We start from the raw sequence: 25,714 nt of genomic DNA, 5'->3' as shown, positions 1-25,714 counted from the left end.
TCCCTCCATGGGACTCAGGATATGCGCCCTGGAATCGGAAAAGACCTTCCTCAGATAAGCCCCAGGTGTTCTGCCAGGATCTTCACCCCGATGAGGATCAAAATCACACCGCCGGCCAGCTCCGCCCGCTGCTTGTACCGGGTGCCGAAGACATTCCCCACAAATACACCCGCAAAGGACAGCACAAAGGTGGTCAGTCCGATGATGGAGACGGCTGTTCCAATGGTAACGTCCAAAAAGGCAAAGGTGATGCCCACGGCCAGCGCGTCAATGCTGGTGGCCACGGCCAGGATCAGAAGCTCTTTGTAATCCAGCCGCTGATCTGTCTCACACGACACCTCTTCTCCTCCCCCAAAGCTCTCCTTCACCATCTTCCCGCCGATAAACCCCAGCAGCAAAAATGCCACCCAGTGGTCAACGGAGACAATATAACTGGAAAACTGGGACCCAAGCCACCAGCCCAAAAAGGGCATCAGCGCCTGAAACCCGCCAAAAAACAGCGCAATGGCAGCGGTGTGCCTCAGGTTCACCGTCTTCATACAAAGTCCTTTGCACACCGCCACCGCAAAGGCATCCATGGAAAGGCCCATGCCAATCAGAAACAATTCCAGAGCTCCCAAACGTCTTTCTCCTCTCTGTCTATAGAATCACCGGCACGCTGGAGTGGAGCTCCAGGCGGTCCGGGGAAATCAGGCAGTCATATGCCAGTACCCGGACGCCATTCCGGGATGCCTGGCGCAGCGCCTCTCCAAATGCCGGATGGGTGTCGTCGTTGGGCGCCACAGCATGGATGCCCTCCATCTGCACCACAAAAAACAGCGTGGCGCCGTATCCCGCCTCCGCCGCCCGCTGCAGCTCCTCAATGTGCTTGACGCCCCGCTCCGTGGGCGCGTCCGGAAACCGGGCGAATCCGCCCTCTTCCAGTGTGACGCCCTTGACCTCCACAAATTCGGTCCCCTGTTCTGTGTCTATGCGGAAATCGAACCGGGAATGCCCATAGGTGTACTCCGGGTGAATCTCCCGCACTCCGGGCCAGTGGTCCGCCGCCCACTCCCCAAAGACATGGTTGGGCGCCTGGGAGTCCATGTTGATGAGCCGTCCTCCCTTGCGTACCGCAATCAGGTCATAGGGTGTCTTCCGGTTGGGATTCTCCGCTATTTCCAAAAAGACCTCCGCGCCGGGGAGAAGCAGTTCCCGGCAGCGGCCTGTATTTTTCACATGGCAGATCTGGCGCCTGCCCTCCAGGTCCACATAGGCGATGAACCGGTTCGGCCGCTCCAGAAAACGGGCGCGTTTGACATCCCGATACTGCATTTTACCCCGCCTTTCTACCCATACAGAGTGCAAGAACAGTGTCATTTTATCACGGTTTTCTCCAAGAGGAAAGCATAATTTTTGCAAGCTTTCCCCCGTTATTTGTATGTTTCACACAAAAAATTAACACAATTTTGTCAGCACATTAAAAAATTATGTCACGGAAGTCATTGTATTTCGTTCACAATTTTGTTACAATGAATTCAAATTGGCATTAAGGAGGATCAGTCATGGCGTATTCCAATGTGTTCGTATGCCTGCTGGGAATCGGAACCGTATTTTTCGGTCTGATTTGCATCATTGTTCTGGCCACTCTCATGAGCAAGGCATGCGGAGCAAAGGCATCGAAAGTCCCTGCGGCCGCAGCGCCTGCCGCTGCCGCATCCGCCCCCGTACCCGCCGAAGCGTCCATTCCGAATCGGCAGGAGATGATTGCCGCGATTTCCGCTGCCGTGGCGGACGAATTGGGCACCGATATCTCCGCTATCCGCATTCTGTCTATGAAAAAACTTTAAGTAATAGGAGAAGAAGAACATGAAGAAGTACAAAGTCAATGTCAACGGAACCGCCTATGAAATCACCCTTGAAGACATCTCCGGTTCCGCCCCCACCGCTGCTCCTGCTGCTGCGCCTGTTGCCGCTCCCGCGCCGGCCGCTCCCGCTGCCGCGCCTGCTGCTCCTGCCGCCGCTCCCGCCAATGGCGAAAAGGTGGCAAGCCCCATGCCCGGCACCATCCTCTCCATCAATGTCGCTGCCGGCGACGCGGTGAAAAAGGGCCAGGTTCTGATGATCCTTGAGGCTATGAAGATGGAAAACGAGATCATGTGCCCCTGCGACGGCACCATCGCCTCCGTGAATACCACCAAGGGCGCCACTGTGGAATCCGGTACGCTGCTGTGTGTCATTCAGTAAAGTCTTGAGACAGGAGTAAGAAAAATGGAAGCAATTCTGAATTTTATTCAACAGACGGGCTTTTACCAGTTCGGTGTGGGTGACAACTGGAAATGCCTGATCATGATCGTCGTCTCCTTCGTTCTGATGTATCTTGCAGTGGTGAAAAAGTTTGAGCCCATGCTGCTTGTGACCATCGCGTTCGGCATGCTCATCACCAATCTCCCCGGCGCGGACATGTACCATGAGGCCCTTTTTGCCGGCGGCCATGTGGACTGGGCCGCCTTCGGTGATCCGGCAGTGACCAAGGGCCTGATCGACTATCTGTACTTAGGCGTCAAGCTTGGCATCTACCCCTGCCTGATCTTCATGGGCGTGGGCGCCATGACTGACTTCGGCCCCCTGATCGCCAACCCCAAGAGCCTGCTTCTGGGCGCTGCCGCACAGTTGGGCATTTTCATGACCTTCGTGGGCTGCAACCTGTCCGGCCAGTTTACCCCGGCTGAGGCCGCCTCCATCGGCATCATCGGCGGCGCCGACGGCCCCACCGCCATCTTCGTCACCACCAAGTTAGCTCCCCAGCTGTTGGGCCCCATCGCCGTGGCCGCCTACTCCTACATGGCCCTGGTGCCTGTGATCCAGCCCCCCATCATGCGTGCGCTGACCACCAAGGAGGAACGCGAGATCGTCATGAAGCCCCTGCGAGTGGTCTCCAAGAAGGAAAAGATCATCTTCCCCATCGTCGTCACTGTGTTCGTGGCCCTGCTGGTGCCTTCCGCCGCTCCTCTGATTGCCTGCTTGATGTTGGGCAACCTCTTCAAGGAAGCCGGCGTTGTGGATCGCCTGAGCAAGACCGTCCAGAATGAGCTCATCAACATCGTCACCATTTTCCTGGGCATATCCGTGGGCGCCACCGCCACCGCCAGCACCTTCCTGGCCGGCAAGACACTGTTGATCATGGCCATGGGCGTTGTGGCCTTCGGCTGCGGCACCGCAGGCGGACTTCTGCTGGCCAAGTTCATGAACCTGTTCCTGAAGGAGAAAATCAATCCCCTGATCGGTTCCGCCGGCGTCTCCGCCGTGCCGATGGCCGCTCGTGTCTCCCAGGTGGAGGGCCAGAAGGCCAATCCTGCCAACTTCCTGCTGATGCACGCCATGGGCCCCAACGTGGCCGGCGTGATCGGTTCCGCAATTGCAGCCGGCGTGCTGATGGCACTGTTCGGCTAATAGGAGGACAACATGGAATTTTTAAGCAACAAGCCCCTGCTGATCACCGACACCATTCTCCGCGACGCGCATCAGTCCCAGGCCGCCACCAGAATGCGGCTGGAGGATATGCTGCCTGCCTGTGAGGTGTTGGACAGCATCGGCTACTACTCCCTGGAGTGCTGGGGCGGCGCAACGTTTGACAGCTGCATGCGCTTCCTCAACGAGGACCCCTGGGAGCGCCTGCGCGCCCTGCGCAAGGCCCTTCCCAACACCAAGCTGCAGATGCTCTTCCGCGGCCAGAACATCCTTGGCTACAAGCACTATGCCGACGATGTGGTCGACGCCTTCTGCCGCAAGTCCATTGAAAACGGCATTGACATCATCCGCATCTTCGATGCCCTCAACGACATCCGCAACCTGGAGCAGGCCATCAAGTCCACCAAGAAATACGGTGGCCAGGTGGAAGCCACCCTCTCCTATACCATCTCCCCCATCCACAGTGAGGAGTACTTTGTCAAGCTGGCAAAGGAGCTGGAGGAAATGGGCGCCGACGCCATTTGCGTCAAGGACATGGCCAATCTGCTCCTGCCCATGGACGCCTACTCCCTTGTAAAGCATCTGAAGGAAACGGTCTCCGTTCCCATTCACCTGCACACCCACAACACCACCGGCACCGGCGATATGGTCTATCTGATGGCCGCCATGGCCGGCGTGGACATTGTGGATACCGCTCTGTCCCCCATGGCCAACGGCACCTCTCAGCCGGCTACAGAGTCTCTGGTGGCCACGCTGAAGGGTACTCCCCGGGATACCGGCTTGGACCTTGGCAAGATGAGCGAAGCCGCCAAGCATTTCCGCAAGGTGGCCGACCGGCTGCAGGCTGAGGGCTCTTTGGATCCCAAGGTTCTCCATGTGGACACCAACACGCTGCTCTATCAGGTTCCCGGCGGTATGCTCAGCAACCTGATCTCCCAGCTGAAGCAGGCTGGGAAAGAGGATCAGTATTACGACGTCCTGGCCGAAATTCCCCGGGTCCGCAAAGATTTCGGTTATCCTCCCCTGGTGACCCCCTCCTCACAGATCGTGGGCACCCAGGCTGTCATGAACGTCATCACCGGCCAGCGCTACAAGACTTTCCCCAAGGAGTCCAAGGCCATGCTCCGCGGCGAGTACGGCAAGCTGCCCGGTGAGATCAATGAGGAGGTCCGCGCCAAAGCGGGCATCGCTCCTGAGGACGTGATTACCTGCCGGCCTGCCGATCTTCTGGAGCCTGAGTTGGAGAAGTATCGTGCGGAGTATAAGGACATCGCCAAGAGTGAGGAGGACATCCTCAGCTTGGCCCTGTTCCCCCAGGTCGCTCCCAAATTCCTGGATTACCGGGACAATCCCCACAAGGAGGAGCCTGTGGCCCCCCCCGCTGCCGCCGCAGATCCCAACGCGGTCCGCGAGCTGTATGTGGAGGATTGCAGCTGCTGATTCACTTTCAGCGCGTTGACTAGAAAACGAGGATGGTATTCATTACCATCCTCGTTTTCTATTTTGTCTCTGTCTGCGGCAACAGCGGGCTGTACATCATGATGGCATCATTGGTGAAAAGAAACTGCTCCTCAAGAAGTGCCCCGGATATATCAAAGATTTTACGGTACAGGGCGTTGTGACGCACATACCCGCCCCAATAGCCCTGCTCCATCCTGGCATCCCGCTCCACAATTTGATAGCGGACTGCGGGCGCCTCCATGGACCGCCACTCACCCTCCAGATGCGTCTCAGTCACCCGGAGACAAAGCTGAATATCCTGCTCTGTATCATTTCGAATCATCAGATCACGGTGGGGATAGGCACAGGTGGCCCCGCTGCCAAAGGGCTGTGTCCGGTTGGAGTCCGGAAATACATCGTGAGAATGGCGGTAGCGCTCAATCACAGTCAAAGGTGTGTGAAGTGTCATCCAGAAAATCAGGTTAGACAGCTGGCACAGGCCCCCACCCACATCACTTCCAATCCGCCCTAAAAAGAGCACCATTCCATCCAGATACCCCTTTCTCCGGCTGGGTTTACCGATCAGCCTCCAATAGCTGAAGGTCTCACCCGGATGGAGAATCAAGCCGTCTAAGCGGGCTACCGCCAACCGTAAATTTGTAACCTTATTCTTTTGCAGCTGCATCTCCTCGCCCTTCAGCTGGCGAAAAAGCGGTGTTGCATGGGAAAAGCAGACACATGGCAGCGGCTCCTTCTGCCGCGTAATCGCCCAGTGATACTTCCGGGAGCACCACAAAAGATACCTTTTTCCAGCGTAGTATGCTTTTCCAAGCCTCAGGCGCAACCAACTGCGATGGATTGGAGGTCGGAGCGTGGGATGATTCGGATCAATCATATGAAAGTACCCCTTTTATCAGATTTTATCAAATCAAAGAGAAAGCACAAGAGGGGGGCGAGCGGGCAGGAGGCAGGGCGGGATATTCCGTCAGACGCGGGAAGGAAGAGCGGAGAAGCAGCTCTTCCATAAGCAACGGCGGAAGGCCGCGCATGCTTGCAAAAAAAGCAGGCCGGACAGGTTTCCCTGTCCGGCCTTATCGTGTTGGCGCTACCTATCTTCCCGGGCCGTCTCCAGCCAAGTATTGTGAGCAGAAGCGAGCTTAACTGCCGTGTTCGGAATGGGAACGGGTGGACCCTCGCTCTAATCAGCACCAACTGTCATCCGGAAGCTCCGGAAAACAAACAAATTATAAGGTTTTTTGAGACTCTTGTCAAGCCCTTTTTGAGGACTTAGAACCGGAAGCAAACTCCCGCTCGCTTCCCATTCTCAACCCTCAACGGCTGACTTTGGTGCGCCTTCAGGGACTCGAACCCGGGACCCACTGATTAAGAGTCAGTTGCTCTACCAACTGAGCTAAAGGCGCATATTCGTCAATACGGGTTTCCCCGCAACTTGCTTTGATCTGGTGACCCGTACCGGATTCGAACCGATGTTAACGGCGTGAGAGGCCGCTGTCTTAACCACTTGACCAACGGGCCGCGTCGTCATCGGGGCAAACTGCGCTCGCTTCATTTCCGCCCCCGGCGGAAACTCCGTATTGCTCCGTTGCCCTTCCTTTTCGACACACAAACGCTGCGCTGCTTTGCATGCCGATTTACGTGGACATTGCTCTTTACGGGGTTCATGGCCGCTCCATGCACCCTCAAAACCGAACAACGATATGATGTCCTTCTATTTCAGGCCGCCTGCATTTTCATTGTAGGTCAAGCCCTCGGGCGATTAGTACCGGTCAGCTGCATACGTTGCCGCACTTCCACTTCCGGCCTATCAACCAGGTAGTCTTCCTGGGCCCTTACCTCATATAGAGTGAGAGATCTCATCTTAGGGGGAGTTTCACGCTTAGATGCCTTCAGCGTTTATCTCGTCCGTACATAGCTACCCAGCTATGCCCTTGGCAGGACAACTGGTGCACCAGAGGTACGTCCATCCCGGTCCTCTCGTACTAAGGACAGCTCCCTTCAAATCTCTTACGCCCGCAACAGATAGGGACCGAACTGTCTCACGACGTTCTGAACCCAGCTCGCGTGCCGCTTTAATTGGCGAACAGCCAAACCCTTGGGACCGAATTCAGCCCCAGGATGCGACGAGCCGACATCGAGGTGCCAAACCTCCCCGTCGCTGTGGACGCTTGGGGGAGATCAGCCTGTTATCCCCAGGGTAGCTTTTATCCGTTGAGCGATGGCATTTCCACTCACATACCACCGGATCACTAACTCCAACTTTCGTTACTGCTCGACCCGTCGGTCTCGCAGTTAGGCTCGTTTATGCGTTTACACTCACTGCACGATTTCCGTCCGTGCTGAACGAACCTTTGAGCGCCTCCGTTACTCTTTTGGAGGCGACCGCCCCAGTCAAACTGCCCGCCTAACAGTGTCCCCCGACCCGATTCAGGGCCGCAGGTTAGAAAACCAGCAATCCAAGAGTGGTATCCCACCGGCGACTCCACTGAACCTGACGGCCCAGCTTCCAAGTCTCCCACCTATCCTGTACATGAATTACCGATTTCCAGTATTAAGCTGCAGTAAAGCTCCATGGGGTCTTTCCGTCTAGTTGCGGGTAACTGGCATCTTCACCAGTACTACAATTTCGCCGGGCGGGCTGTTGAGACAGTGCCCAAATCATTACGCCTTTCGTGCGGGTCAGAACTTACCTGACAAGGAATTTCGCTACCTTAGGACCGTTATAGTTACGGCCGCCGTTTACCGGGGCTTCAATTCAATGCTTCGGCCTTGCGGCCTGACATCTCCTCTTAACCTTCCGGCACCGGGCAGGCGTCAGCCCATATACGTCATCTTTCGATTTAGCATAGACCTGTGTTTTTGGTAAACAGTTGCTTGGGCCTATTCACTGCGGCCCCTTTCGGGGCTCCCCTTCTTCCGAAGTTACGGGGTCAACTTGCCGAGTTCCTTAACAACCCTTCTCCCGTTGGCCTTAGGATTCTCTCCTCATCTACCTGTGTCGGTTTGCGGTACGGGCACCTTAGCATACACATGAGCTTTTCTCGCCTTCAAGCATCGCAGACTTCCCTACTATATTTTCGGTCCCTTTCGCCCGGGGCTACCAACGCCCGGGTTCTGCTATCTCAAAGTGTCCCTCATGCTTAAGGTTCGGTGGCTACGGAATTTCTACCGTATGTGCATCGACTACGCCTTTCGGCCTCGCCTTAGCCCCCGGCTTACCTTGGGCGGACGAACCTTCCCCAAGAAACCTTAGATTTTCGGCCATTATGATTCCCACATAATTCTCGCTACTCATTCCGGCATTCTCACTTGTGTACAGTCCACCTGTGCTTCCGCTCAGACTTCACCCCGTACACAACGCTCCCCTACCACGCGCGTTTTCACACGCATCCCAAGCTTCGGTTGTATGCTTAGCCCCGTTATATTTTCCGCGCAGAACCACTCGACCAGTGAGCTATTACGCACTCTTTTAATGAGTGGCTGCTTCTAAGCCAACATCCTGGTTGTTTTTGCAGCTCCACATCGTTTTCCACTTAGCATACATTAGGGACCTTAGCTGTGGGTCTGGGCTGTTTCCCTTTTGACAATGAAACTTATCTCACACTGTCTGACTGCTATGCATCAATTATCCGGCATTCAGAGTTTGATAGGCGTTGGTAATCTTATCGACCCCTCGACCATTCAGTGCTTTACCTCCGGTAATCTAACATAACGCTAACCCTAAAGCTATTTCGGGGAGAACCAGCTATCTCCGAGTTCGATTGGAATTTCTCCGCTATCCACAAGTCATCCGCCACCATTGCAACGGGGGTCGGTTCGGTCCTCCATGGGGTTTTACCCCCACTTCAACCTGCTCATGGATAGGTCACCCGGTTTCGGGTCTATGGCAACGAACTTCATACGCCCTATTCAGACTCGCTCTCGCTGCGCCTCCGGCACTGAATGCCTTAAGCTTGCTCGTTACTATAACTCGCCGGACCGTTCTACAAAAAGTACGTCATCACACTTTAACGTGCTTTGACTGCTTGTAAGCACAAGGTTTCAGGTTCTCTTTCACTCCCCTTCCGGGGTCCTTTTCACCTTTCCCTCACGGTACTGCTCCTCTATCGGTCATCAGGTAGTATTTAGGCTTGGAGGGTGGTCCCCCCTGTTTCCCACCGGGTTTCACGTGTCCGGCGGTACTCTGGATACTCACTGACGCAACTCATCTTTCGGATACGGGGCTCTCACCCGCTATGGCCGGCCTTCCCATGCCGTTCTCCTAAACTATTGCGCCGTTTTGTGAGTCCTCAACCCCAGAGAATAAATCCTCTGGTTTGGCCTCTTCCGCGTTCGCTCGCCACTACTTACGGAATCTCTGTTGATGTCTTTTCCTCGCCCTACTTAGATGTTTCAGTTCAGGCGGTTCCCCGCGTACGCCTATTTTATTCAACGCACGCTGACAGAGTATTGCTCTGCCGGGTTGCCCCATTCGGAAATCTCCGGATCAATGGATATTTGCTCCTCCCCGAAGCTTATCGCAGCTTGTCACGTCCTTCGTCGGCTCCTGATGCCAAGGCATTCCCCTTGCGCTCTTTTTAGCTTGACCTATTTCGAACAATCTTTCAATTGGTTCTCTTAGTTGAATTATGCAGGCTTCCTCAGAATTCTTTTTTTTGAAATTGTAATTGTTACCCTCATCTTTTCAGATGTTGTTCCACAATTAAATTACCTTCCGAACTTTTGTCCAGAAGACCTCTTCTGTTGCCTTACATGTCTTTCATCATATCATTGTTCAGTTTTCAAGGTGCACGCGTCCATGCAGGCTCCATATCACTCGCTTTCCCACAAGTGGCAAAGCTCGTTCATTTCGCTGCATCTCCTCTTCCTCCGCAACCGCTTTCGCTGGGTTGCGTCGGAGTTGGATACGACGTATTCTTTTTTCCGGCTCCTTTTGAAGCCAGATTGAAACATTTAATCCCTTAAATGCTTCAATCTGATCTCAATTGGTGGAGATAGTCGGGATCGAACCGGCGACCTCCTGCTTGCAAGGCAGGCGCTCTCCCAGCTGAGCTATATCCCCGGCTCTATTCCATTCCGCCCTCTTTCAGGTACGGCTTCCTTTTTTGTGGTGGGCCCGAGTGGGCTCGAACCACCGACCTTACGATTATCAGTCGTACGCTCTAGCCAGCTGAGCTACGGGCCCATAACCACCGAGGGCTGCACCCTCTAAATTAAACAACGTAACTACTCAGCCCGCGCCTTCCGGCTGACCTTAGGATGTTATACCAGAACCTCGGCCCTGGTAATGTCTCCTTAGAAAGGAGGTGATCCAGCCGCACCTTCCGATACGGCTACCTTGTTACGACTTCACCCCAATTATCGAACCCACCTTCGACCGCGCCCTCATTGCTGTTAGGCTACGGGCTTCGGGTGTTCCCGACTCTCATGGTGTGACGGGCGGTGTGTACAAGGCCCGGGAACGTATTCACCGCGGCATGCTGATCCGCGATTACTAGCGATTCCGACTTCATGCAGGCGGGTTGCAGCCTGCAATCCGAACTGGGACGGCTTTTAGGGGTTCGCTCCACCTCACGGCTTTGCATCCCTCTGTTTACCGCCATTGTATTACGTGTGTGGCCCAGGACATAAGGGGCATGATGATTTGACGTCGTCCCCACCTTCCTCCGTTTTGTCAACGGCAGTCTCGCTAGAGTGCTCTTGCGTAGCAACTAACAATAGGGGTTGCGCTCGTTGCGGGACTTAACCCAACATCTCACGACACGAGCTGACGACAACCATGCACCACCTGTCTCTACTTTCCCCGAAGGGCACTTAATGCATCTCTGCTTCATTAGTAGGATGTCAAGCCCTGGTAAGGTTCTTCGCGTTGCTTCGAATTAAACCACATAATCCACCGCTTGTGCGGGCCCCCGTCAATTCCTTTGAGTTTCAACCTTGCGATCGTACTCCCCAGGTGCAATACTTATTGTGTTAACTCCGGCACGCAGGGGGTCAGTCCCCGCACACCTAGTATTGATCGTTTACAGCGTGGACTACCAGGGTATCTAATCCTGTTTGCTCCCCACGCTTTCGCGCCTCACCGTCAGTTGTCGTCCAGTCATCCGCCTTCGCCACTGGTGTTCCTCCTTATATCTACGCATTTCACCGCTACACAAGGAATTCCGATGACCTCTCCGATACTCAAGAAAAGCAGTTTCAAATGCAGTTTGGAGGTTGAGCCTCCAGATTTCACATCTGACTTGCCTTCCCGGCTACACGCCCTTTACACCCAGTAAATCCGGACAACGCTTGCCACCTACGTATTACCGCGGCTGCTGGCACGTAGTTAGCCGTGGCTTGTTTTCAGGGTACCGTCTTCTACTCTTCCCCTGTCAAAGAAGTTTACAACCCGAAAGCCTTCTTCCTTCACGCGGCGTTGCTGGGTCAGACTTGCGTCCATTGCCCAATATTCCCCACTGCTGCCTCCCGTAGGAGTCTGGGCCGTATCTCAGTCCCAATGTGGCCGGTCAACCTCTCAGTCCGGCTACTGATCGTCGCCTTGGTGGGCCGTTACCTCACCAACAAGCTAATCAGACGCGAGGCCATCTTTCAGCGATAAATCTTTGACATATCGACCATGCGGTCAATATGCATCATGCGGTATTAGCAGTCGTTTCCAACTGTTGTCCCCCTCTGAAAGGCAGGTTCCTCACGCGTTACTCACCAGTCCGCCACTAAGCATTCCCTTCCGTTGTCCGAAAACTCCTTCAGGGGTGCTCCGTTCGACTTGCATGTGTTAAGCACGCCGCCAGCGTTCGTCCTGAGCCAGGATCAAACTCTCTATAAATTCGTATCAACACAGGCCGTGGCCTGAGCTAATCTTGACTTACAGAGCTATTTCCATAGCTTCTTGTTTTTCGCTCCGCGTTCGGGTAATTGACTAAACCCCTACTTGCAAAGCCTTTATCGGCGCGCACCGTGATTTCTCACAAGTGCGCTTACCGTCTGGTGCTTTCTTTTCGTTACGTTGTTTAATTTACAAGGTGCACGCCTCACCGGCGGAACATTGCTATTATACCCCATCTCCCCCACTCTTGTCAACCTCTTTTTTCAGCTGCTGCAAGGCTTTGCGGGATCGGTCCACAGTGTTCCGTGTGGGATAGCTTGATTAGGATACCAAAGGTTTTTACAAAAGTCAAGCCTCTTTTTTCATTTTTTACACTTTTTGCTCAGATTTGTGTAAAAGGCCCTCTTTTTTATGAAAAACACCGGAAGGGCATTCAGCTGCTGCGGCAGCCTCCTGCCCCTCCATAAGCAAATCTGATTACTTTCCTTCTTTCTGGCAGCCGACGCAGGAGGCGCAGCCGTGAGAACATTCCCAGAGGTGATCCGCCACAGGTGCCCACTTCTCCGCTTTCTCCCTGCATTTTTCTGTAAGGTCATGGACATCCTCCGGGTCCTGGAGGTCTGTGGAATGGGCGCCGGAGCTCTCCACCATTTGGGTTAGGCGGCCCGGATTGTCCAGCAGCGGGCAGGGGCGCAGATGGTTTTCATTGAAGGGCTGGTTGTTGTGATAAGCCATGAACATAGGGGACCGATAGGCTTCTATCAGTGTCTTCTCCCGGATGTTGGAGTCGGAATAGTGGATAAACGCACAGGGCTCGATGTCGCCGTTGGCGTTGATGTGGAGGTAACAGCGGCCGCCGGCAATGCACCCCTGCACGTATTCCCCATCGTTCCAGAAGTCCATGGTGAACAACGGCTTGGTCTTTCTAAACTCCCGGATGCGGCGGTACATAAACTCCCTCTGCTCCGCAGTGGCCATCAGATCGGTGGGGGCCCCCACTCCAACGGGCATATAGGTGAAAAACCAAGCGAATTTCGCGCCCCACTCCACCATGGCGTCAAAATACTCCTCCGAGCCGATCATCTTATAATTCCTGCTGGTATAGCAGCAGGAGACGCCAAAGGGCAGCTTTTTCTCCCGCAGGATCTCCGTGCCGCGGCGCAGCTTTTCAAATGTTTCCTTCCCCCGGCGGAAATCCGTGTCCTCTTCAAACCCCTCCACGGAGATGGCCGGCACAAAATTCTTGACCCGCAGCATCTCATCGGCAAATGCCTCGTCGATCAGCGTGCCGTTGGTAAAGGCCAAAAACTGGCAGTCGGAGTGTTTGTTGCACAGCGCGATGAGATCGTCCTTTCGGACCAGGGGCTCGCCGCCGGAGTAGATGTACATATAGGTGCCAAGGGCCTTGCCCTGCTCGATGATGGAGTCCAGCTCATCAAAGGACATGTTCATCCGATTGCCGTACTCCGCCGCCCAACAGCCGGTGCAGTGCAGGTTGCAGGCGGAAGTGGGGTCCATCAAAATGGCCCAGGGGATATTGCATCCGTATTTTTCCCGGTTTTCCGTCAGTTTTGGATTGGAAATCATATTGGCGTTCACCACAAAATTGGTGAAAAGCGTCTTGCGCACCTCACTGTCCACGTCGGTCCACAGACTTTTGGCCAGTTGGAACCAGTTGTTGTCCGGGTCGGAGAGCGCCTGGCGGACCGGACCCAGCTGGCGGGCAATCCCACCGTCCTGATCCAGCTTCTCTGCCAGATCCAGCATTTTGGGGATGTTATTCTCCGGGTCCCGGTCCAGATATTCATAGGCCTTGTTCAGGGAGAGTTTTTTAATGGCATTGGTGAGGTTCATACCGCCACATCCTTTCTCTTTTCTAAGTCCAGATATATCCCACCGCCCATAAAATGAGTATAGTCAAAACCCCCAATCTGTCCAAAATTCCGACACCTGCCGAAAAAAGGCGGAACCCATCGCAAGATTGCGATGGGCTCCTTCCAAACGGCACGCCATTATTTTTCCTCAAAGTTTTTCAGCATCAGTCTCAGGCTCCCGTCCACAGCCCGCTCAAACTTCTCCAGCCGCAGCAGCTGGGACCGGCGCATACCGGTTTCAATCCAGTTGCACATGAGGCCGGCGGCCCCCCTGGTGCAGAGGTCCGTCACAAATTCCCGGTTTTCCAGGGAGACCTTAACGCCTTCAGCCTGCTCCTCCACGACGGCCGCCACATAGGGGCGCATCGCCTTGTTTACGTACCGGGTCACTTCCCCGTGGGAGACGGAGTTATATACGTTCAGGATCAGGGCCCGGTTCTGGGTCAGGTGATCTGCGAGGCGGTAGAGCACCTCGCTCCAGCTGCTGTAATTGATCTCCTCCCTGGCAATTTCGGCAAGTTCCTCCCGAAAAATCCATTCCACCAGGTCGTACACATCGTGAAAGTGGTAGTAGAAGGTCTGGCGGTTCACGCCGCAGTCCTCCACAAGGTCTTTCACCGTGATTTTATCCAGGGGACTTTTCGCCAACAGCTTTTTCATGGAGTCTGCAAGGGCCCTCTTTGTGGTCTGCGCCATAAAATCCTCCGTTCCCACCGCCGCTTTTCCTGTTCCTTTTTATTTTATAATTGTATTTGTGTATAGTATAGCTGATTTTCTTAACGGAAAACAGCGGTATTTTTCACAAGATTTTAACGCCCGCCCTGCCGCTTTGCCTGCCGGGGACCGCGCAAAACATCCGCGGAGGTGTCCTCCGCGGATGTTTGTACTCAGCCCAAAAGGAGAGGCTGAATCTGGCGGCCCCGCATCGCCTCTTCCACCGTGGCGGATATCAGCGTGAAATCCGCCATCAGCGAACAGGGCTTTGACAGGGCGTTGTCCTGCCCAAAGGGCACAAAGTAATAGTTTTTCCGCACCAGCAGCTCGCCGATGTTTTTCGCGCCGCCGGACAATCCGTCGTTGCTTGCCATGGCGATGACCACAGGGCGGCCGTTGCGCAAATGTGCCTTTGCCGCCATGGTGACGGCGGTGTCCGTAATGCCGTTGGCCAGTTTGGCAATGGTGTTTCCCGTGCACGGTGCAATCACCAGCACATCCAGCAGGCCCTGAGGGCCGATGGGCTCCACCGACGGAATATCCTTCCAGGCCTTTGTGCCGGTGATTGCCTCCACTTTTTCCACAAAGGCCTCGGCCTCGCCGAACCGGGTATCGGTCGCCGCGCTGATCTCCGACAAAATGGGGATGACGGTGGCGTACTCCCGGGTTATCTGTTCCAGCTCACTAAGTATTCGGTCATGGGTGCAGAAGGAGCCGCAAATTGCGAACCCCACTCGTTCCGTTTTCAAACGGTCTCACCTCGTTCTTCGAGAATATGATATACCGCATCCCGGATCGCGGCGGCAGCTGTCTCCGGCGCAGCTTTTCCCGGCAAACCCCGGGCCCACAGGAATGGGATCCCCAGCTCCTCCGCCGCCGCGCCGTCGATCCCCTGCCGGGAGGCAAGGTCTATGCACAGGCACTTCGGCGGCAGCTGCCGCAAAAGGCCGCGATTCAGGATGAGAGAGGGGGCGGTGTTGAATATCAGCCGGGGATTTCGAAGCTTTCCCGTCAGGTCTTCTGTGGAAATGGCCTTCATGCCGTCTGCCAGGGCCCAGGAGCGGGCCGCATAGCTTCTTGCCGCAACTGTGACGGAGGCGCCCAATCCACGGAGCCGGCGGGCAAGGAGCTTTCCGATCCGGCCGTAGCCGATCACTATGCACTCCGTGCCCCACAATGTAACAGGCAAGTGCTCCATAGCCAGCTGGAGCGCTCCCTCCGCGGTGGCAACCGCATTGATCACCGTGAGCTCCTCACGAAGAAAATAATCCTCCAGTTCCAGTCCCTGTTCTTTCGCACCCTGTATGGCTTCGGGTCCGGCCTGGCCGGCGCAGATCAGTTGGGACGGTGTTAAAACACGCCACAGCTGCGCAAGCGCAAGCGTTTCCTTGGTGCAGTTAAGCATGCCTCTCTCCCGGGACAGCGGCAGCGGCAAAAGCACGCACTGTGCCTCCGCAGTCTCTTTCAGGGCACCGGCGTCACAATCCGGTACCCCCCATGTAATCACTTGATGTCCGTCCTCTGCTATCAGCCGCGCGAGGCAGGTTTGCCGCGTATCTCCGCCAAGCAATGCAAATGTCCGTTTCATTCAACTCCCCCTCTGCCTTTATGCTATGCCCCGGCCCATGGGAGGGTGATTGATTGCTTCCGGATTTTGTGGTATGATCCCGGGGAACGCAAGATTCATTCTATGGAGGATTTTTATGAGCAGATACCCTTATCTTTTGTTGGACGCGGACCACACGCTTTTCGACTTCAACCGCGCCGACCGTCTGGCCTTTTCCGCCACCAGCCGCTACGGCGGTTTTCCCGACACCCAAGAGATGTATGAGGCCTTTTCCCGGATCAACCAGGGTCTCTGGAATCAGTTCGATCAGGGTCTTATCACCAAGGAGTTTCTGGTGGTGGAGCGATTTGTCCGCTTTCTGAAAGCCATCGGATCCAGCGCCGACCCGGAGGGCTGCAACAGCGTCCAGTTGGAATCCCTGAGCCGCGGTTCCTTTCTCCTGCCCCACGCGGAGGAGGTCTGCCGAACTCTCTCCCGGACCCACCAGCTCTATATCGTCACCAACGCCGTGGCCTCGGTGCAGAAAGGACGCCTCTCCGGCAGTGCCATTGCGCCGTACATAAAAGCCGCCTTTATATCAGAGGAGGCCGGCGCCGGCAAGCCGGACCCGGCCTATTTTGACTATGTCTTCTCCCGCATCGACGGCATTACCCGGGAAAACTGCCTAATGGTGGGCGATTCCATCGCCACGGACATCCGGGGCGCCAACAATGCCGGGCTCCCCTGCTGCTGGTTCAACCCCAATGGGCTGAAGCCTCCGGCGGACCTGCGGATCGACTATACCATCTCCGATCTGCGGGAGCTCTGCCAGATCGTATGAACAATGCCGGCGCCCTTTCCCGGGCGCCGGCATTTATTCAAAAAGAGCCGTCCTTTTGTCCGCTCTTCCCCCGCCGGGCGATGTCCAGCAGCTCCCGGCGGTCGTTTGCCCTGACGCCGTCCACCACCAGGTCCAAAAGGTGCTCCAGCTCCCGGCCGATCTCCGTCCCCCGGTAGCCCAGCTCCATCAGGTCCCGGCCGTTGACCGCCAGCTGCCGCAAAGACAGGCACCTCCCCTGCCCCACCAGTCTGGCGCAGAGTTCCTCCGTCCTGTCTATCTCTGTTTGAAAGGCCTGGCTGGCCTGGGCCATATTGTCCGCCCGCTTCACCTGGAGCAGCAGGCGGAACCTCTCCTCCCCCAGCTTCCGCAGCGCCCGGGCAACGCCTTTCTCCGTGCGGGGAATCACCCGGTCGTGCCACTCCACCAAGGTGAGAATCAGCTCCCGGCGCTCGTTGTCCATCTTCAGCCGGCGCGCTATGGCTTCGGCCATCTCCCGGCTGAGCCGGGGATGGCCGTAAAAGTGCCCGATCCCCTTCTCATCTACTGTAAAGCTTTTTACCTTCCCAATATCGTGCAGCAGCATGGTATAGCGGAGGACCGCCTCGGGAGGGACGGCCTCCATGGCACGGATGGTGTGCTCCCACAGGTCATAGCAGTGATGGGGGTTTCGCTGGTCAAAGCCCACCATGGGCCCGATTTCCGGCAGGAAAACCGCCAGCACATCGGGATACTCCCGTAAGATCGGGGCCATGTGCTTCCCGCAGATGAGCTTGGTGAACTCCGTATAAATCCGCTCCGCCGCAATGGCGCGCAGCCGTTCCCGGTCGCGCCGGAGGGCGTAGGAGGTCTCCCGTTCAATGGTAAAGCCCAGGACCGCGGCAAAGCGCAGCGCCCGCATGATCCGCAGCGCATCCTCCTCAAACCGGCGCTCCGCCTCCCCCACGCATCGGATGATCCCCCGGCGCAGGTCCTCCCGGCCGCCCCAGCAGTCCACGATGGTCCCGTCCGCATTCATGGCCATGGCGTTCACCGTAAAGTCCCGCCGGGCAAGGTCCTCCCTCAAAGAGGCGGTGAAGGTCACGTGTTCCGGGTGACGGCCATCCAGATACGCCCCATCCCGCCGGAAGGTAGTCACCTCAATGCTCCGACCGCCGCTGCGGACGGTGACGGTGCCGTGCTTGACGCCCGTGGGGATCGTTCTGCCGGGAAAAATCCGCTCCACCTGCTCCGGCAGGGCGCTGGTGGTCACATCCCAGTCCTGGGGCTCCGCGCCCAAAAGCGCGTCCCGAACGCAGCCGCCCACGCACCAGGCCTCATATCCGGAACGGGAGAGTCTTGCCAGCACCTCGGCAACATCCTGTGGAATCACTTTCTTCACCTGCCCATAGAGATTATTGGTTGCACTTGATAGGAGGATGGATTATAATAAAGCGATTTGAAATTGTTTCCTTTCCTCATAAAAGGGTAAACTGAGTCTAAGGAAATTATACACAATCGTCCGGCGGTTTGCAATTGCCGCCGGTAATCGGGAAAGGGCTGTCTGCATGATGAATAATCCGAAAAACGTACGCGAATACCTGCGGCCCGGCCTGCGGGTTCATCTGGCCGGGATCGGCGGTGTGTCCATGTGCCCTCTGGCGGAAGTGCTTCGCGGGATGGGCCTGGCAGTCCAGGGCTCGGACATGGCGGAGGGCGATTTGGTCCGTCACCTGCGTACCCTTGGAATTCCCGTCGCAATCGGCCACAGCGCGGAAAACTTGGGCGAATGCGACTTTGTGATCCGCAGCGCCGCCATTCACGACGACAATCCCGAGATTTCCGGCGCCGTGGCCCGGGGAATCCCGGTCTATGAGCGGGCCCAGGCCTGGGGCGCCATCATGCAGCACTATCCCAACGCCCTGTGCGTGGCGGGCACCCACGGCAAAACCACCACCACCTGCATGTGCACCCATGTCTTCATGGCCGCCCAGTCGGACCCCACGGTCATGATCGGCGGCACGCTGCCTCTGCTCCATTCCGGCTACCGGGTGGGAAAAGGCGATACCATCATCCTTGAGTCCTGCGAATACTGCAACTCCTTTCTCTCTTTCTACCCCACCGTGGCGGTGATTTTAAATGTGGAGGCCGACCACTTGGACTTCTTCAGGGACCTTGAGGACGTGGAGCACTCCTTCCGGCGCTTCGCGGAGCTGGTTCCTCCCTCCGGCTACGTGGTGGCCAATGGCGACGACCCGGGCGTCAGGGAGTCCCTCCGGGAGCTGGATCGTCCGGTCTTCACCTTCGGCCTGGGCGCCGGCGCCGACTGCGCGGTCGAAAATCTCAGCGAGATTGAGGGCCGCCCGGTCTTTGATGTAACGGTCCAGGGTCGCCATTACGCCCACGTGGAGCTCCATGTCTACGGAAGACACAACATCTACAACGCCCTGGCCGCAGCGGCCGCGGCGTATGTCCTTGGACTGCCCGCCTCAGCGGTGGAAGAGGGCCTCTCCGCCTTCACCGGCGCCGGACGCCGGTTCGAGTACAAGGGCCGCTACCACGGGGCGGACGTTTATGACGACTACGCCCATCACCCAGGAGAGCTCCATGCCCTGCTCACCACCGCCAGTGGTCTGGGCTACCAGCGGATCATCTGCGCCTTCCAGCCCCACACCTACTCCCGCACCCACGCCCTTTTTGACGAATTTGTCCAGGAGCTGAAGCTGCCGGACGTGGCGGTGCTGGCTGAGATTTACGCGGCCCGGGAGAAAAACACCATCGGCATCTCCTCCGCCGACCTGTGCCGGAATATCCCCGGTTCCGTCTACTGCTCCACCCTGGATAAAGTGGCTGACGCACTGGAGGAGCTGGCCCGCCCCGGAGACCTGATACTGACCGTGGGGGCGGGGGACATCTACCGGGCCGGAGAAAAATTGTTGGAGAGGGATTGACAATGTACGTTACAAAAGCCTTTGAAAATACCCCCCCTGAGGGAGAGCTGCTGCCTCAGGAGCGGTCGGCCTTTGACCTGCTGCACCAGCTTAATATCCCCTACGTCCGGGTCTCCAGCGAAAGCGCCGACACCATGGAAAAGTGCGCCGAGGTCAGCCGGGTCTTAGGCGTGCCCATCTGCAAAAACCTCTTTTTGTGCAACCGGCAGAAGACGGAGTTCTACCTGCTGGCCATGCCGCCGGAAAAGCCCTTTCACACCAAGGACCTGTCCCATCAGATCGGCTCGGCCCGGCTCTCCTTTGCGCCGGAGGAGATGCTCTGGGAGCTGCTCCACGTCACCCCCGGCTCCGCCACCATCTTAGGACTGATGCACGACCGCGGCCACCGCGTCCGATTGCTGATGGACCGGGAGACCTATGAATCGGAATACATCTCCTGCCACCCGTGCATCTGCACGTCCTCTTTGAAACTCAGGACAAGTGATATTCTGAATGTATTCCTGCCCTACACCGGCCACGAGCCCACCATTGTGGACCTGTAGCGCCGTCGGATTGCTCTGTGGTTTCCGCCGCCCGGGAAGGCGCCTCCGCCGCGGAGGACCATCAGAATCCGCTTCCATGGATTCTCCATGTTCCCCGGCCCGGGCCCCTTGTCAGCCTCAAGGCAATCAGCCTTCCCGCACTTGATCAAACATACGCGCCGTCTCCGGTCTGGACTCCGGAGGCGGCGCTTTTTGCTGCAAAAAGCGGGGTAAACGCGTAAATCTTCCATCAAACCGGCCCAACGTCACAGTTTGCATCTGGTTCTTGACAACGCGCCTCCCATACTGTATACTGTTTAAAAACAGTATACAGTATGGAGAAAAGAGGATGAGCATGGCGACAAATACAACCTCTGTAAAAGAGGCCATCAAGGATCTCATTGTGAAAAACCGCTGGAGTGTGGGAACCCGGCTCCCCAGTATACGGGAGCTCTCTGACCAGCTCCAGATCAATAAAAGCACGGTCCACACCGCCTATAAGCTTTTGGAGGAGGAACACTGGATCACCATTAAGCATGGCGACGGAGCCTATGTGGCAAGCTGCAGCGAGGAACTGGACCAGGATGAGTCCATTTGGGATGGCGTGCGGCGTTATGTGACTACCGCCCGGCTGATGGGCCGCTCCATGGAGGAGGTGCAGCAGACGTTTGCCGGCGCCATAGGCGATGTCTACCGCAAGCCTCTGATGCGGATTGCTTTCGTGGAGTGCAGCCCTTACGATCTGGAGGGTATCTGCAACGAGTTGCGGGTCAAGCTTCCCATTGAGGTCACACCGCTGCTGGTGGACGATGTGCTGCAAAAGCCGGAACTGCTCTCTGAGTTTTCTCTGGTCTGCACCACCTATTACCACATCCAGGAGCTGCTCAGCCTCCAGGCGCAGTATCCGGGTAAAATTCTTGCCATGCACCACTTACCCAATGCCAAATCCGTCTCCGAGGTGACGGCCTACAGCAAGAGCGCCCGGGTGGGCCTGGTGGCCAGCAACCAGCAGACCCTTTCCCTGCTGCGCGGATTTCTGCTCATGTACGGGTACACCCATGTCCAGGGCGTATGCGATTTGGATGATCCCCATGCTTTGGAGCAGGTCTTCGCTGCAAGCGATGTGGTGGTGGCCAACTATGCCGCCGTCTCTGCTCTTCATGGGATTGCGTGTGCAGTGCCTGTTATCACCATACAGTTCCACGTAGATGAAGATTCCATCGAGCATCTACGCAGCACCCTGGCCGCGCTGTGAGGCGCCTGCCCAATTCCACTCAACCAGACCTCCGGAGGTGATGCCATATTTTCCTGGGTTTACAGCGGATTTGAGACTATACCATCTAAACAACAAGGAGGTCTTGAAAATGAGAAAGAAGTTATTTTCCCTTGCTATGGTTCTCCTTTTGGCACTTTGCGCGGGCTGCGGCGCGACAGGCGGCGCGCCGGCTCAGAGCACGCCGTTGAATAACGGCGCAGAAGACGGGCAAGGCACCGCTCCGGACTATGTGCTGAAGCTTGGCACTCATCTCAACGTAGGCAGTATCGGCGACATCACCTCCAACGATTTTGCCGGCTTGCTGGCGGAAAAAACCGACGGCCGCGTCAGGGTGGATGTCTTTTCCGGTGCCCAGTTGGGTCAGGAGTTTGAGGCGGCCGAGGCGGTGATGATCGGCTCTATGGATTTGACTTATGTCAGCACCACCGCCTACAACGACGTTGTGGACGGATTCGCCGTGGACTGCCTTCCCTTTTTGTTCGACAGCGATGAGGAATTCTACTACATCTTCAATGAGTCCGAGGTGGGGGAGGTCCTGGGCTCCAACATGATTGACCGGGGCGCCCGCATCCTGACCTGGATTCCCTGCGGATTCCGCCAGATGTACTTCTCCGGCAGGGAAATTACCTCCTTCACTCAGATCGAGGGTATGAAAATCCGCGCCCCCGAGAGCATGCTCTACCTTGAAATGCTGCGCGCCATTGGCGCCAATCCCATTTCCGTCACTTGGGGCGAGACCTACAGCGCCCTGCAGACCAGCCTGGCCGAAGGGTGCGAGTGTCCCTACACCTCCATTACCGACGCCAACATGCAGGATGTGGTCAAGTACGGTCTGATCACCGACCATATGATCCTGTGCCAGGCCGTGGTGATCAACGAGGCCCTGTTCCAGTCATTCCCTTCCGATATCCAGCAAGCGGTTCTGGACGCGGGCCGGGAGGCCGGTGAAAACGCCTTCGCCCGCGTGAAGGACCAGGTAGCGGACGCCCGCAAAAAAATTGAGGACTCCGGCGTGGTCCTTCACGAGCTGCCCGACGGAGAGCTGGAGCAGCTGCAGGAGCGTATGGCTCCTGTCCGGGAAAAGTGGATTGGGGATGACCCGGTTCGTCAGGAAATCGTGGACCTCATCCTGAAGGTGAAAGAAGAGTATAAAGCCATGTGACGCACCAAGGCCCTGGCCGCAGCAACGGCCAGGGCCGGGTAAGGAGAGAATAGTATGAAGCTTCTTAAAAAATTTGCGGCCGGCTTCTACCGCGCTCTGGATTTTCTCACCAATTTTACCCTTGTTGCGCTGTTCGCCGCCCTTGTGTTGATCCTGGCCGCCGAAATTATAGGCCGCGCGCTGTTTTCCTTTTCCTTTATCTGGAGCCAGGAAATTGCCAAATACCTGTTTGCATGGATCGTCTTCATCGGCTCCGGCGCAGCATTTGCAAAAGGTGGCCACCTGGCAGTGGACGTGCTGCTCAATAAATTCCCAGTCAAGCTTAAATTCGCGCTGAGCCTGATTTTTTATCTCATGATGCTCCTGTTTTTGGCCGTCATTTTGAAGACCGGTCTGGATTACTCGGCGCTCAACTACTCCAAGCCGCTCTACAGCACTTATGCCACCAATCTTGGCGTCATCTATCTTGGGCTTCCCATTGGATGCGGCATCATGATCTTAAACATCCTGCGTGAGCTCTGCAAAATGCTGAAATACCGCACCGCCTATTTTGACCAGAAGGGAGATGTCTTCTGATGCTGATAATGTTCCTTGCCTTCGCCATCTTTCTGGCGCTCGGCATGCCGGCGGCTTTCTCCATGGGCATCTCCGGTCTGATCGGCATTTTCACCTTGGACGGCGTGGCTTCCGTTGTGATTCCCCAGAAAATTTTCATGGCGCTTAACTCCTTTCCACTGCTGGCGGTTCCCCTGTTTGTGCTGACAGGCGAAATTATGAACACCGGCGGCATCACGCGACGAATCGTATCGTTTTGCAACTCCATGCTGCGGCACTGGCGCGGCTCGCTGTCCCACGCCAACATTGTCACCAGTATGCTTATGGCCGGCTTTTCCGGCTCCGCCACCGCCGACGCGGTATCCGTGGGGGCCATCATGATCCCCGCCATGGTGGAGGACGGCTATTCCCCTGAATATTCCGCCGGCGTGACGGCCGCCTCCTCCTGCATTGGACCCATCATACCGCCCAGCATCATCATGGTTCTCTACGGCGGCATCACAGGACTGTCCATTGGAAAACTCTTCATGGGCGGAATCGTGCCCGGAGTCCTTATCGGCCTTTCCCAGATGCTCATAACGGTGTACTTTGGAAAAAAGCTGGGCTGGCCCAAGTATCCCCGCTCCACATGGGCGGAAAAATGGACGGCCACAAAAAGCGCCGTCTGGGCCCTGTTCGCCCCGGTTATCATCATCGGCTCCATGCTCAACGGCATCTGCACCGCCACCGAGGCGGCCACCATCGCTGTGATGTACTGTCTCTTTGTCAGCATTGTCATTTACCGGGACATGTCTTTGAAAGACATTCCAAAGATACTGCTGCGGGCCGCTCTGAACACGGCGGTTCCCTGCCTGATTATCAGTTTCGCCTCCCTGTTCGGCTTTGTCATCACCCGGGAGAATTTCGCCAGCATTCTGGTGGGCTTCCTCTTCCGCATTTCCACCGACCCCAATGTGGTCATGCTGCTGGTCATCGTGCTGCTGATGATTGTGGGGCTGTTTGTGGACGGCACCGTGGCGCTGATAACCTTTGCGCCTATCCTCTTCCCCCTGGGAGAAACCATGGGCTTCTCTCCCATCCACTTCGCCCTGATCATTCTGATGGTCATCATGATCGGGACAATTACCCCGCCGGTGGGGCTGCAGCTGTATGTGGCCGCCTCCATTGCCAAGGTCCCGGTCACCAAAGTGGTCATCTGGCCCTTTGTCATCGCCATGCTGGCCGTCGTTTTCCTTTGCGCCTACGTTCCGGCCATTGTCACCTTTGTCCCCGGCCTGTTGATGCCATAGCACAGCCAAAACTACAGGGCCCGGCCCTGAACTACAATCTGGAGGTTCTGTCTATGTATCATCCGCGCTACGAAAAGCTCAAGCGTCAAATGGAGGCCGATGGTCTGGATCTTGTCATCGCCTGTTCTCCGGAGAACTCCTATTACTTTATGCAGACCTACATTGTAACGCAGACCACGCTGCGTGACAGGCTGGGGCTGGGACTCTTTCCCCTGGACGGCGAGCCCGCTTTCGTCGCCTGCAGCGTGGAGCGGTCCATTGCAGAGGCGGAGTGCTGGATCAAGGACAAACGCTACTATACGGAATTTGTCCAGTCCCCCATGGAACCTGTTATCCAGATTCTGCGGGAAAAAGGCTTTGCCCGCAGAACCATCGGACTGGAAATGGATTACCTGACCACCCGTTTCTACCGGGAACTGACCGAAGCCCTGCCGGAGGCCACGTTTGTCTCCTGCACCAATACGCTGAAAAAAGTCCGCATGGTCAAAGAGCCCCTGGAAATCGAGTGCCTGTCCCGAGCCGCCCAGGGCATTTGTCAAGCGGTGGAGAAAGCCTTCTCCGAAACTTCCGTGGGCGACACAGAGCGCATGCTTGACCACCGGATCAAGCGGAATCTTTTGGACCTGGGCGCTCAGGACTTCACCTTCTATTGCATGGGCACGGGAGAGAAATCCCTGTTGGTCCATGCCCTTCCGGACGACACTGTTTTCACGCAGGGCGAGGTGATGCGCATGGACTACGGCGCCCGCTTTTCTCTGTACAACGCGGATTTGGCCCGGACCGCGGTGATCGGGCCGGGCTGCCGCAAGCACATTGAGATTTTCCAGCGGCTGTGCGAGGTATATTATGAGGTGGTTTCCACCATGCGTGCCGGCGTCTCCACACGTGAGCTTTTCGATCTGTGCAAAACAAGGTGCGCCGCCGCCCGCCTTCCCTTTACCATGCCCCACATCGGACACTCTCTGGGCATCGACCTCCATGAAGAACCCATGCTCTCCCCGTCTCAGGAATTCATTTTACAGGAAAACATGGTGTTCAATGTGGAGCCGCTGATCACCTGTGACGGGCGGCTGTACCACATTGAGGATACCATCCTTATTAAAAAGGACGGCTATGAAGTGCTCAGCCAGCCTCAGTTCAATCCTCACATTCTATATATCCGATGAATTTCTCCCGCCTCGGGCGGCGCCTGTCCCCAATGTCCGCGCATTTAAGATCGAAAAAAAGCCCCGCAGCTTCCGCTGCGGGGCTTTTTTCTTCCTTCCGGCCCAG

The 25,714-nt window shown here is 56.4% G+C and carries 20 protein-coding genes, 4 tRNA genes and 3 rRNA genes; 12 read left to right on the top strand and 15 right to left on the bottom strand.

Features of this window, described 5'->3' with window-relative positions; all coding sequences use genetic code 11:
- Positions 1–50: 50 nt before the first annotated feature.
- Complete coding sequence (locus KQI82_RS08390) at positions 51–590, bottom strand: manganese efflux pump MntP (RefSeq protein WP_216633671.1); 540 nt, start codon at positions 588–590, stop codon at positions 51–53.
- A gap of 49 nt (positions 591–639) precedes the next feature.
- The gene (sfsA, locus tag KQI82_RS08385) at positions 640–1,314 is read right to left on the bottom strand and encodes a DNA/RNA nuclease SfsA (RefSeq protein WP_216632347.1); all 675 of its coding nucleotides are present in this window, start codon (positions 1,312–1,314) and stop codon (positions 640–642) included.
- Positions 1,315–1,544: 230 nt separating this feature from the next.
- Between sfsA and KQI82_RS08380 the strand changes: the two genes are divergently transcribed.
- The 4 genes from KQI82_RS08380 to KQI82_RS08365 are packed head-to-tail and all read left to right on the top strand — an operon-like array spanning position 1,545 to position 4,890.
- Entirely contained in the window at positions 1,545–1,829 is a 285-nt protein-coding gene (locus KQI82_RS08380) for an OadG family transporter subunit (protein WP_216632346.1), read from the top strand.
- A 19-nt stretch (positions 1,830–1,848) separates the two neighbouring features.
- The gene (locus tag KQI82_RS08375; RefSeq protein ID WP_216632345.1) at positions 1,849–2,226 is read left to right on the top strand and encodes an acyl-CoA carboxylase biotin carboxyl carrier protein subunit; all 378 of its coding nucleotides are present in this window, start codon (positions 1,849–1,851) and stop codon (positions 2,224–2,226) included.
- A 24-nt stretch (positions 2,227–2,250) separates the two neighbouring features.
- Positions 2,251–3,432 carry a sodium ion-translocating decarboxylase subunit beta gene (locus KQI82_RS08370; protein ID WP_216632344.1) on the top strand — a complete coding sequence of 394 codons (1,182 nt, stop codon included), beginning with the start codon at positions 2,251–2,253 and terminating at the stop codon, positions 3,430–3,432.
- A 12-nt stretch (positions 3,433–3,444) separates the two neighbouring features.
- Positions 3,445–4,890 carry an oxaloacetate decarboxylase subunit alpha gene (locus KQI82_RS08365; protein WP_216632343.1) on the top strand — a complete coding sequence of 482 codons (1,446 nt, stop codon included), beginning with the start codon at positions 3,445–3,447 and terminating at the stop codon, positions 4,888–4,890.
- A gap of 58 nt (positions 4,891–4,948) precedes the next feature.
- On the opposite strand, the gene KQI82_RS08360 is transcribed toward KQI82_RS08365, so the two are convergent.
- From KQI82_RS08360 to KQI82_RS08305, 12 genes are all read right to left on the bottom strand, one after another.
- On the bottom strand, positions 4,949–5,575 hold the full coding sequence (locus KQI82_RS08360) for a VanW family protein (protein ID WP_338149003.1): 627 nt from the start codon (positions 5,573–5,575) through the stop codon (positions 4,949–4,951).
- A 412-nt stretch (positions 5,576–5,987) separates the two neighbouring features.
- Positions 5,988–6,103: ribosomal RNA gene (gene rrf / locus KQI82_RS08355) — 5S ribosomal RNA — on the bottom strand.
- Between the two features lie 132 nt (positions 6,104–6,235).
- Positions 6,236–6,311, bottom strand: a tRNA-Lys gene (locus tag KQI82_RS08350).
- Between the two features lie 40 nt (positions 6,312–6,351).
- Positions 6,352–6,426 (bottom strand) — tRNA-Glu (locus tag KQI82_RS08345).
- Positions 6,427–6,647: 221 nt separating this feature from the next.
- A 23S ribosomal RNA gene (locus KQI82_RS08340) occupies positions 6,648–9,496 on the bottom strand.
- Between the two features lie 398 nt (positions 9,497–9,894).
- Positions 9,895–9,970, bottom strand: a tRNA-Ala gene (locus tag KQI82_RS08335).
- A gap of 46 nt (positions 9,971–10,016) precedes the next feature.
- Positions 10,017–10,093: transfer RNA gene (locus KQI82_RS08330), tRNA-Ile, on the bottom strand.
- Positions 10,094–10,207: 114 nt separating this feature from the next.
- Positions 10,208–11,737, bottom strand: a 16S ribosomal RNA gene (locus tag KQI82_RS08325).
- Together the 16S, 23S and 5S rRNA genes with 4 tRNA genes alongside form the textbook arrangement of a ribosomal RNA operon.
- Before the next feature lie 477 nt (positions 11,738–12,214).
- Positions 12,215–13,591 carry a radical SAM/SPASM domain-containing protein gene (locus tag KQI82_RS08320; protein WP_216632341.1) on the bottom strand — a complete coding sequence of 459 codons (1,377 nt, stop codon included), beginning with the start codon at positions 13,589–13,591 and terminating at the stop codon, positions 12,215–12,217.
- Positions 13,592–13,749: 158 nt separating this feature from the next.
- Positions 13,750–14,307, bottom strand: coding sequence for a TetR/AcrR family transcriptional regulator C-terminal domain-containing protein (locus KQI82_RS08315; protein WP_216632340.1), 558 nt, complete (start codon positions 14,305–14,307; stop codon positions 13,750–13,752).
- Between the two features lie 191 nt (positions 14,308–14,498).
- Complete coding sequence (locus KQI82_RS08310; RefSeq protein ID WP_216632339.1) at positions 14,499–15,074, bottom strand: dipicolinate synthase subunit B; 576 nt, start codon at positions 15,072–15,074, stop codon at positions 14,499–14,501.
- A complete protein-coding gene (locus KQI82_RS08305) occupies positions 15,071–15,913 on the bottom strand; it encodes a dipicolinate synthase subunit DpsA (protein ID WP_216632338.1) in 843 nt (280 codons plus the stop codon). Before KQI82_RS08305 ends, KQI82_RS08310 begins: the two co-directional genes overlap by 4 nt.
- Positions 15,914–16,028: 115 nt before the next feature.
- Between KQI82_RS08305 and KQI82_RS08300 the strand changes: the two genes are divergently transcribed.
- Positions 16,029–16,712, top strand: a complete 684-nt coding sequence (locus tag KQI82_RS08300; protein ID WP_216632337.1) for a YjjG family noncanonical pyrimidine nucleotidase — start codon at positions 16,029–16,031, stop codon at positions 16,710–16,712.
- A 37-nt stretch (positions 16,713–16,749) separates the two neighbouring features.
- Here the strand turns inward: KQI82_RS08300 and KQI82_RS08295 are convergent, their stop codons facing one another.
- A complete protein-coding gene (locus KQI82_RS08295; RefSeq protein WP_338148963.1) occupies positions 16,750–18,090 on the bottom strand; it encodes a CCA tRNA nucleotidyltransferase in 1,341 nt (446 codons plus the stop codon).
- Between the two features lie 166 nt (positions 18,091–18,256).
- On the opposite strand from KQI82_RS08295, the gene murC reads away from it, so the two are divergent.
- The 7 genes from murC (at position 18,257) to KQI82_RS08260 (ending at position 25,608) form a co-directional block, all read left to right on the top strand.
- Positions 18,257–19,639 carry a UDP-N-acetylmuramate--L-alanine ligase gene (gene murC, locus KQI82_RS08290; protein WP_216632336.1) on the top strand — a complete coding sequence of 461 codons (1,383 nt, stop codon included), beginning with the start codon at positions 18,257–18,259 and terminating at the stop codon, positions 19,637–19,639.
- 2 nt (positions 19,640–19,641) lie between these two features.
- On the top strand, positions 19,642–20,181 hold the full coding sequence (locus tag KQI82_RS08285) for a prolyl-tRNA synthetase associated domain-containing protein (protein WP_216632335.1): 540 nt from the start codon (positions 19,642–19,644) through the stop codon (positions 20,179–20,181).
- Between the two features lie 334 nt (positions 20,182–20,515).
- Complete coding sequence (locus KQI82_RS08280) at positions 20,516–21,415, top strand: GntR family transcriptional regulator (RefSeq protein ID WP_216632334.1); 900 nt, start codon at positions 20,516–20,518, stop codon at positions 21,413–21,415.
- 109 nt (positions 21,416–21,524) lie between these two features.
- On the top strand, positions 21,525–22,598 hold the full coding sequence (locus tag KQI82_RS08275; protein ID WP_216632333.1) for a TRAP transporter substrate-binding protein: 1,074 nt from the start codon (positions 21,525–21,527) through the stop codon (positions 22,596–22,598).
- A gap of 54 nt (positions 22,599–22,652) precedes the next feature.
- Positions 22,653–23,174: a TRAP transporter small permease gene (locus KQI82_RS08270; RefSeq protein ID WP_216632332.1), complete on the top strand. Its 522-nt coding sequence runs from the start codon at positions 22,653–22,655 to the stop codon at positions 23,172–23,174.
- A complete protein-coding gene (locus tag KQI82_RS08265; protein ID WP_216632331.1) occupies positions 23,174–24,442 on the top strand; it encodes a TRAP transporter large permease in 1,269 nt (422 codons plus the stop codon). Before KQI82_RS08270 ends, KQI82_RS08265 begins: the two co-directional genes overlap by 1 nt.
- Positions 24,443–24,495: 53 nt before the next feature.
- Positions 24,496–25,608, top strand: a complete 1,113-nt coding sequence (locus KQI82_RS08260) for a M24 family metallopeptidase (protein WP_216632330.1) — start codon at positions 24,496–24,498, stop codon at positions 25,606–25,608.
- Positions 25,609–25,714: the final 106 nt, after the last annotated feature.

The sequence above is a fragment of the Dysosmobacter acutus genome (genome assembly GCF_018919205.1).
GTDB lineage: Bacteria > Bacillota > Clostridia > Oscillospirales > Oscillospiraceae > Oscillibacter > Oscillibacter acutus.
Note: the sequence above shows the minus strand (reverse complement) of the source record. Positions and strands in the feature narration are given on the sequence as shown.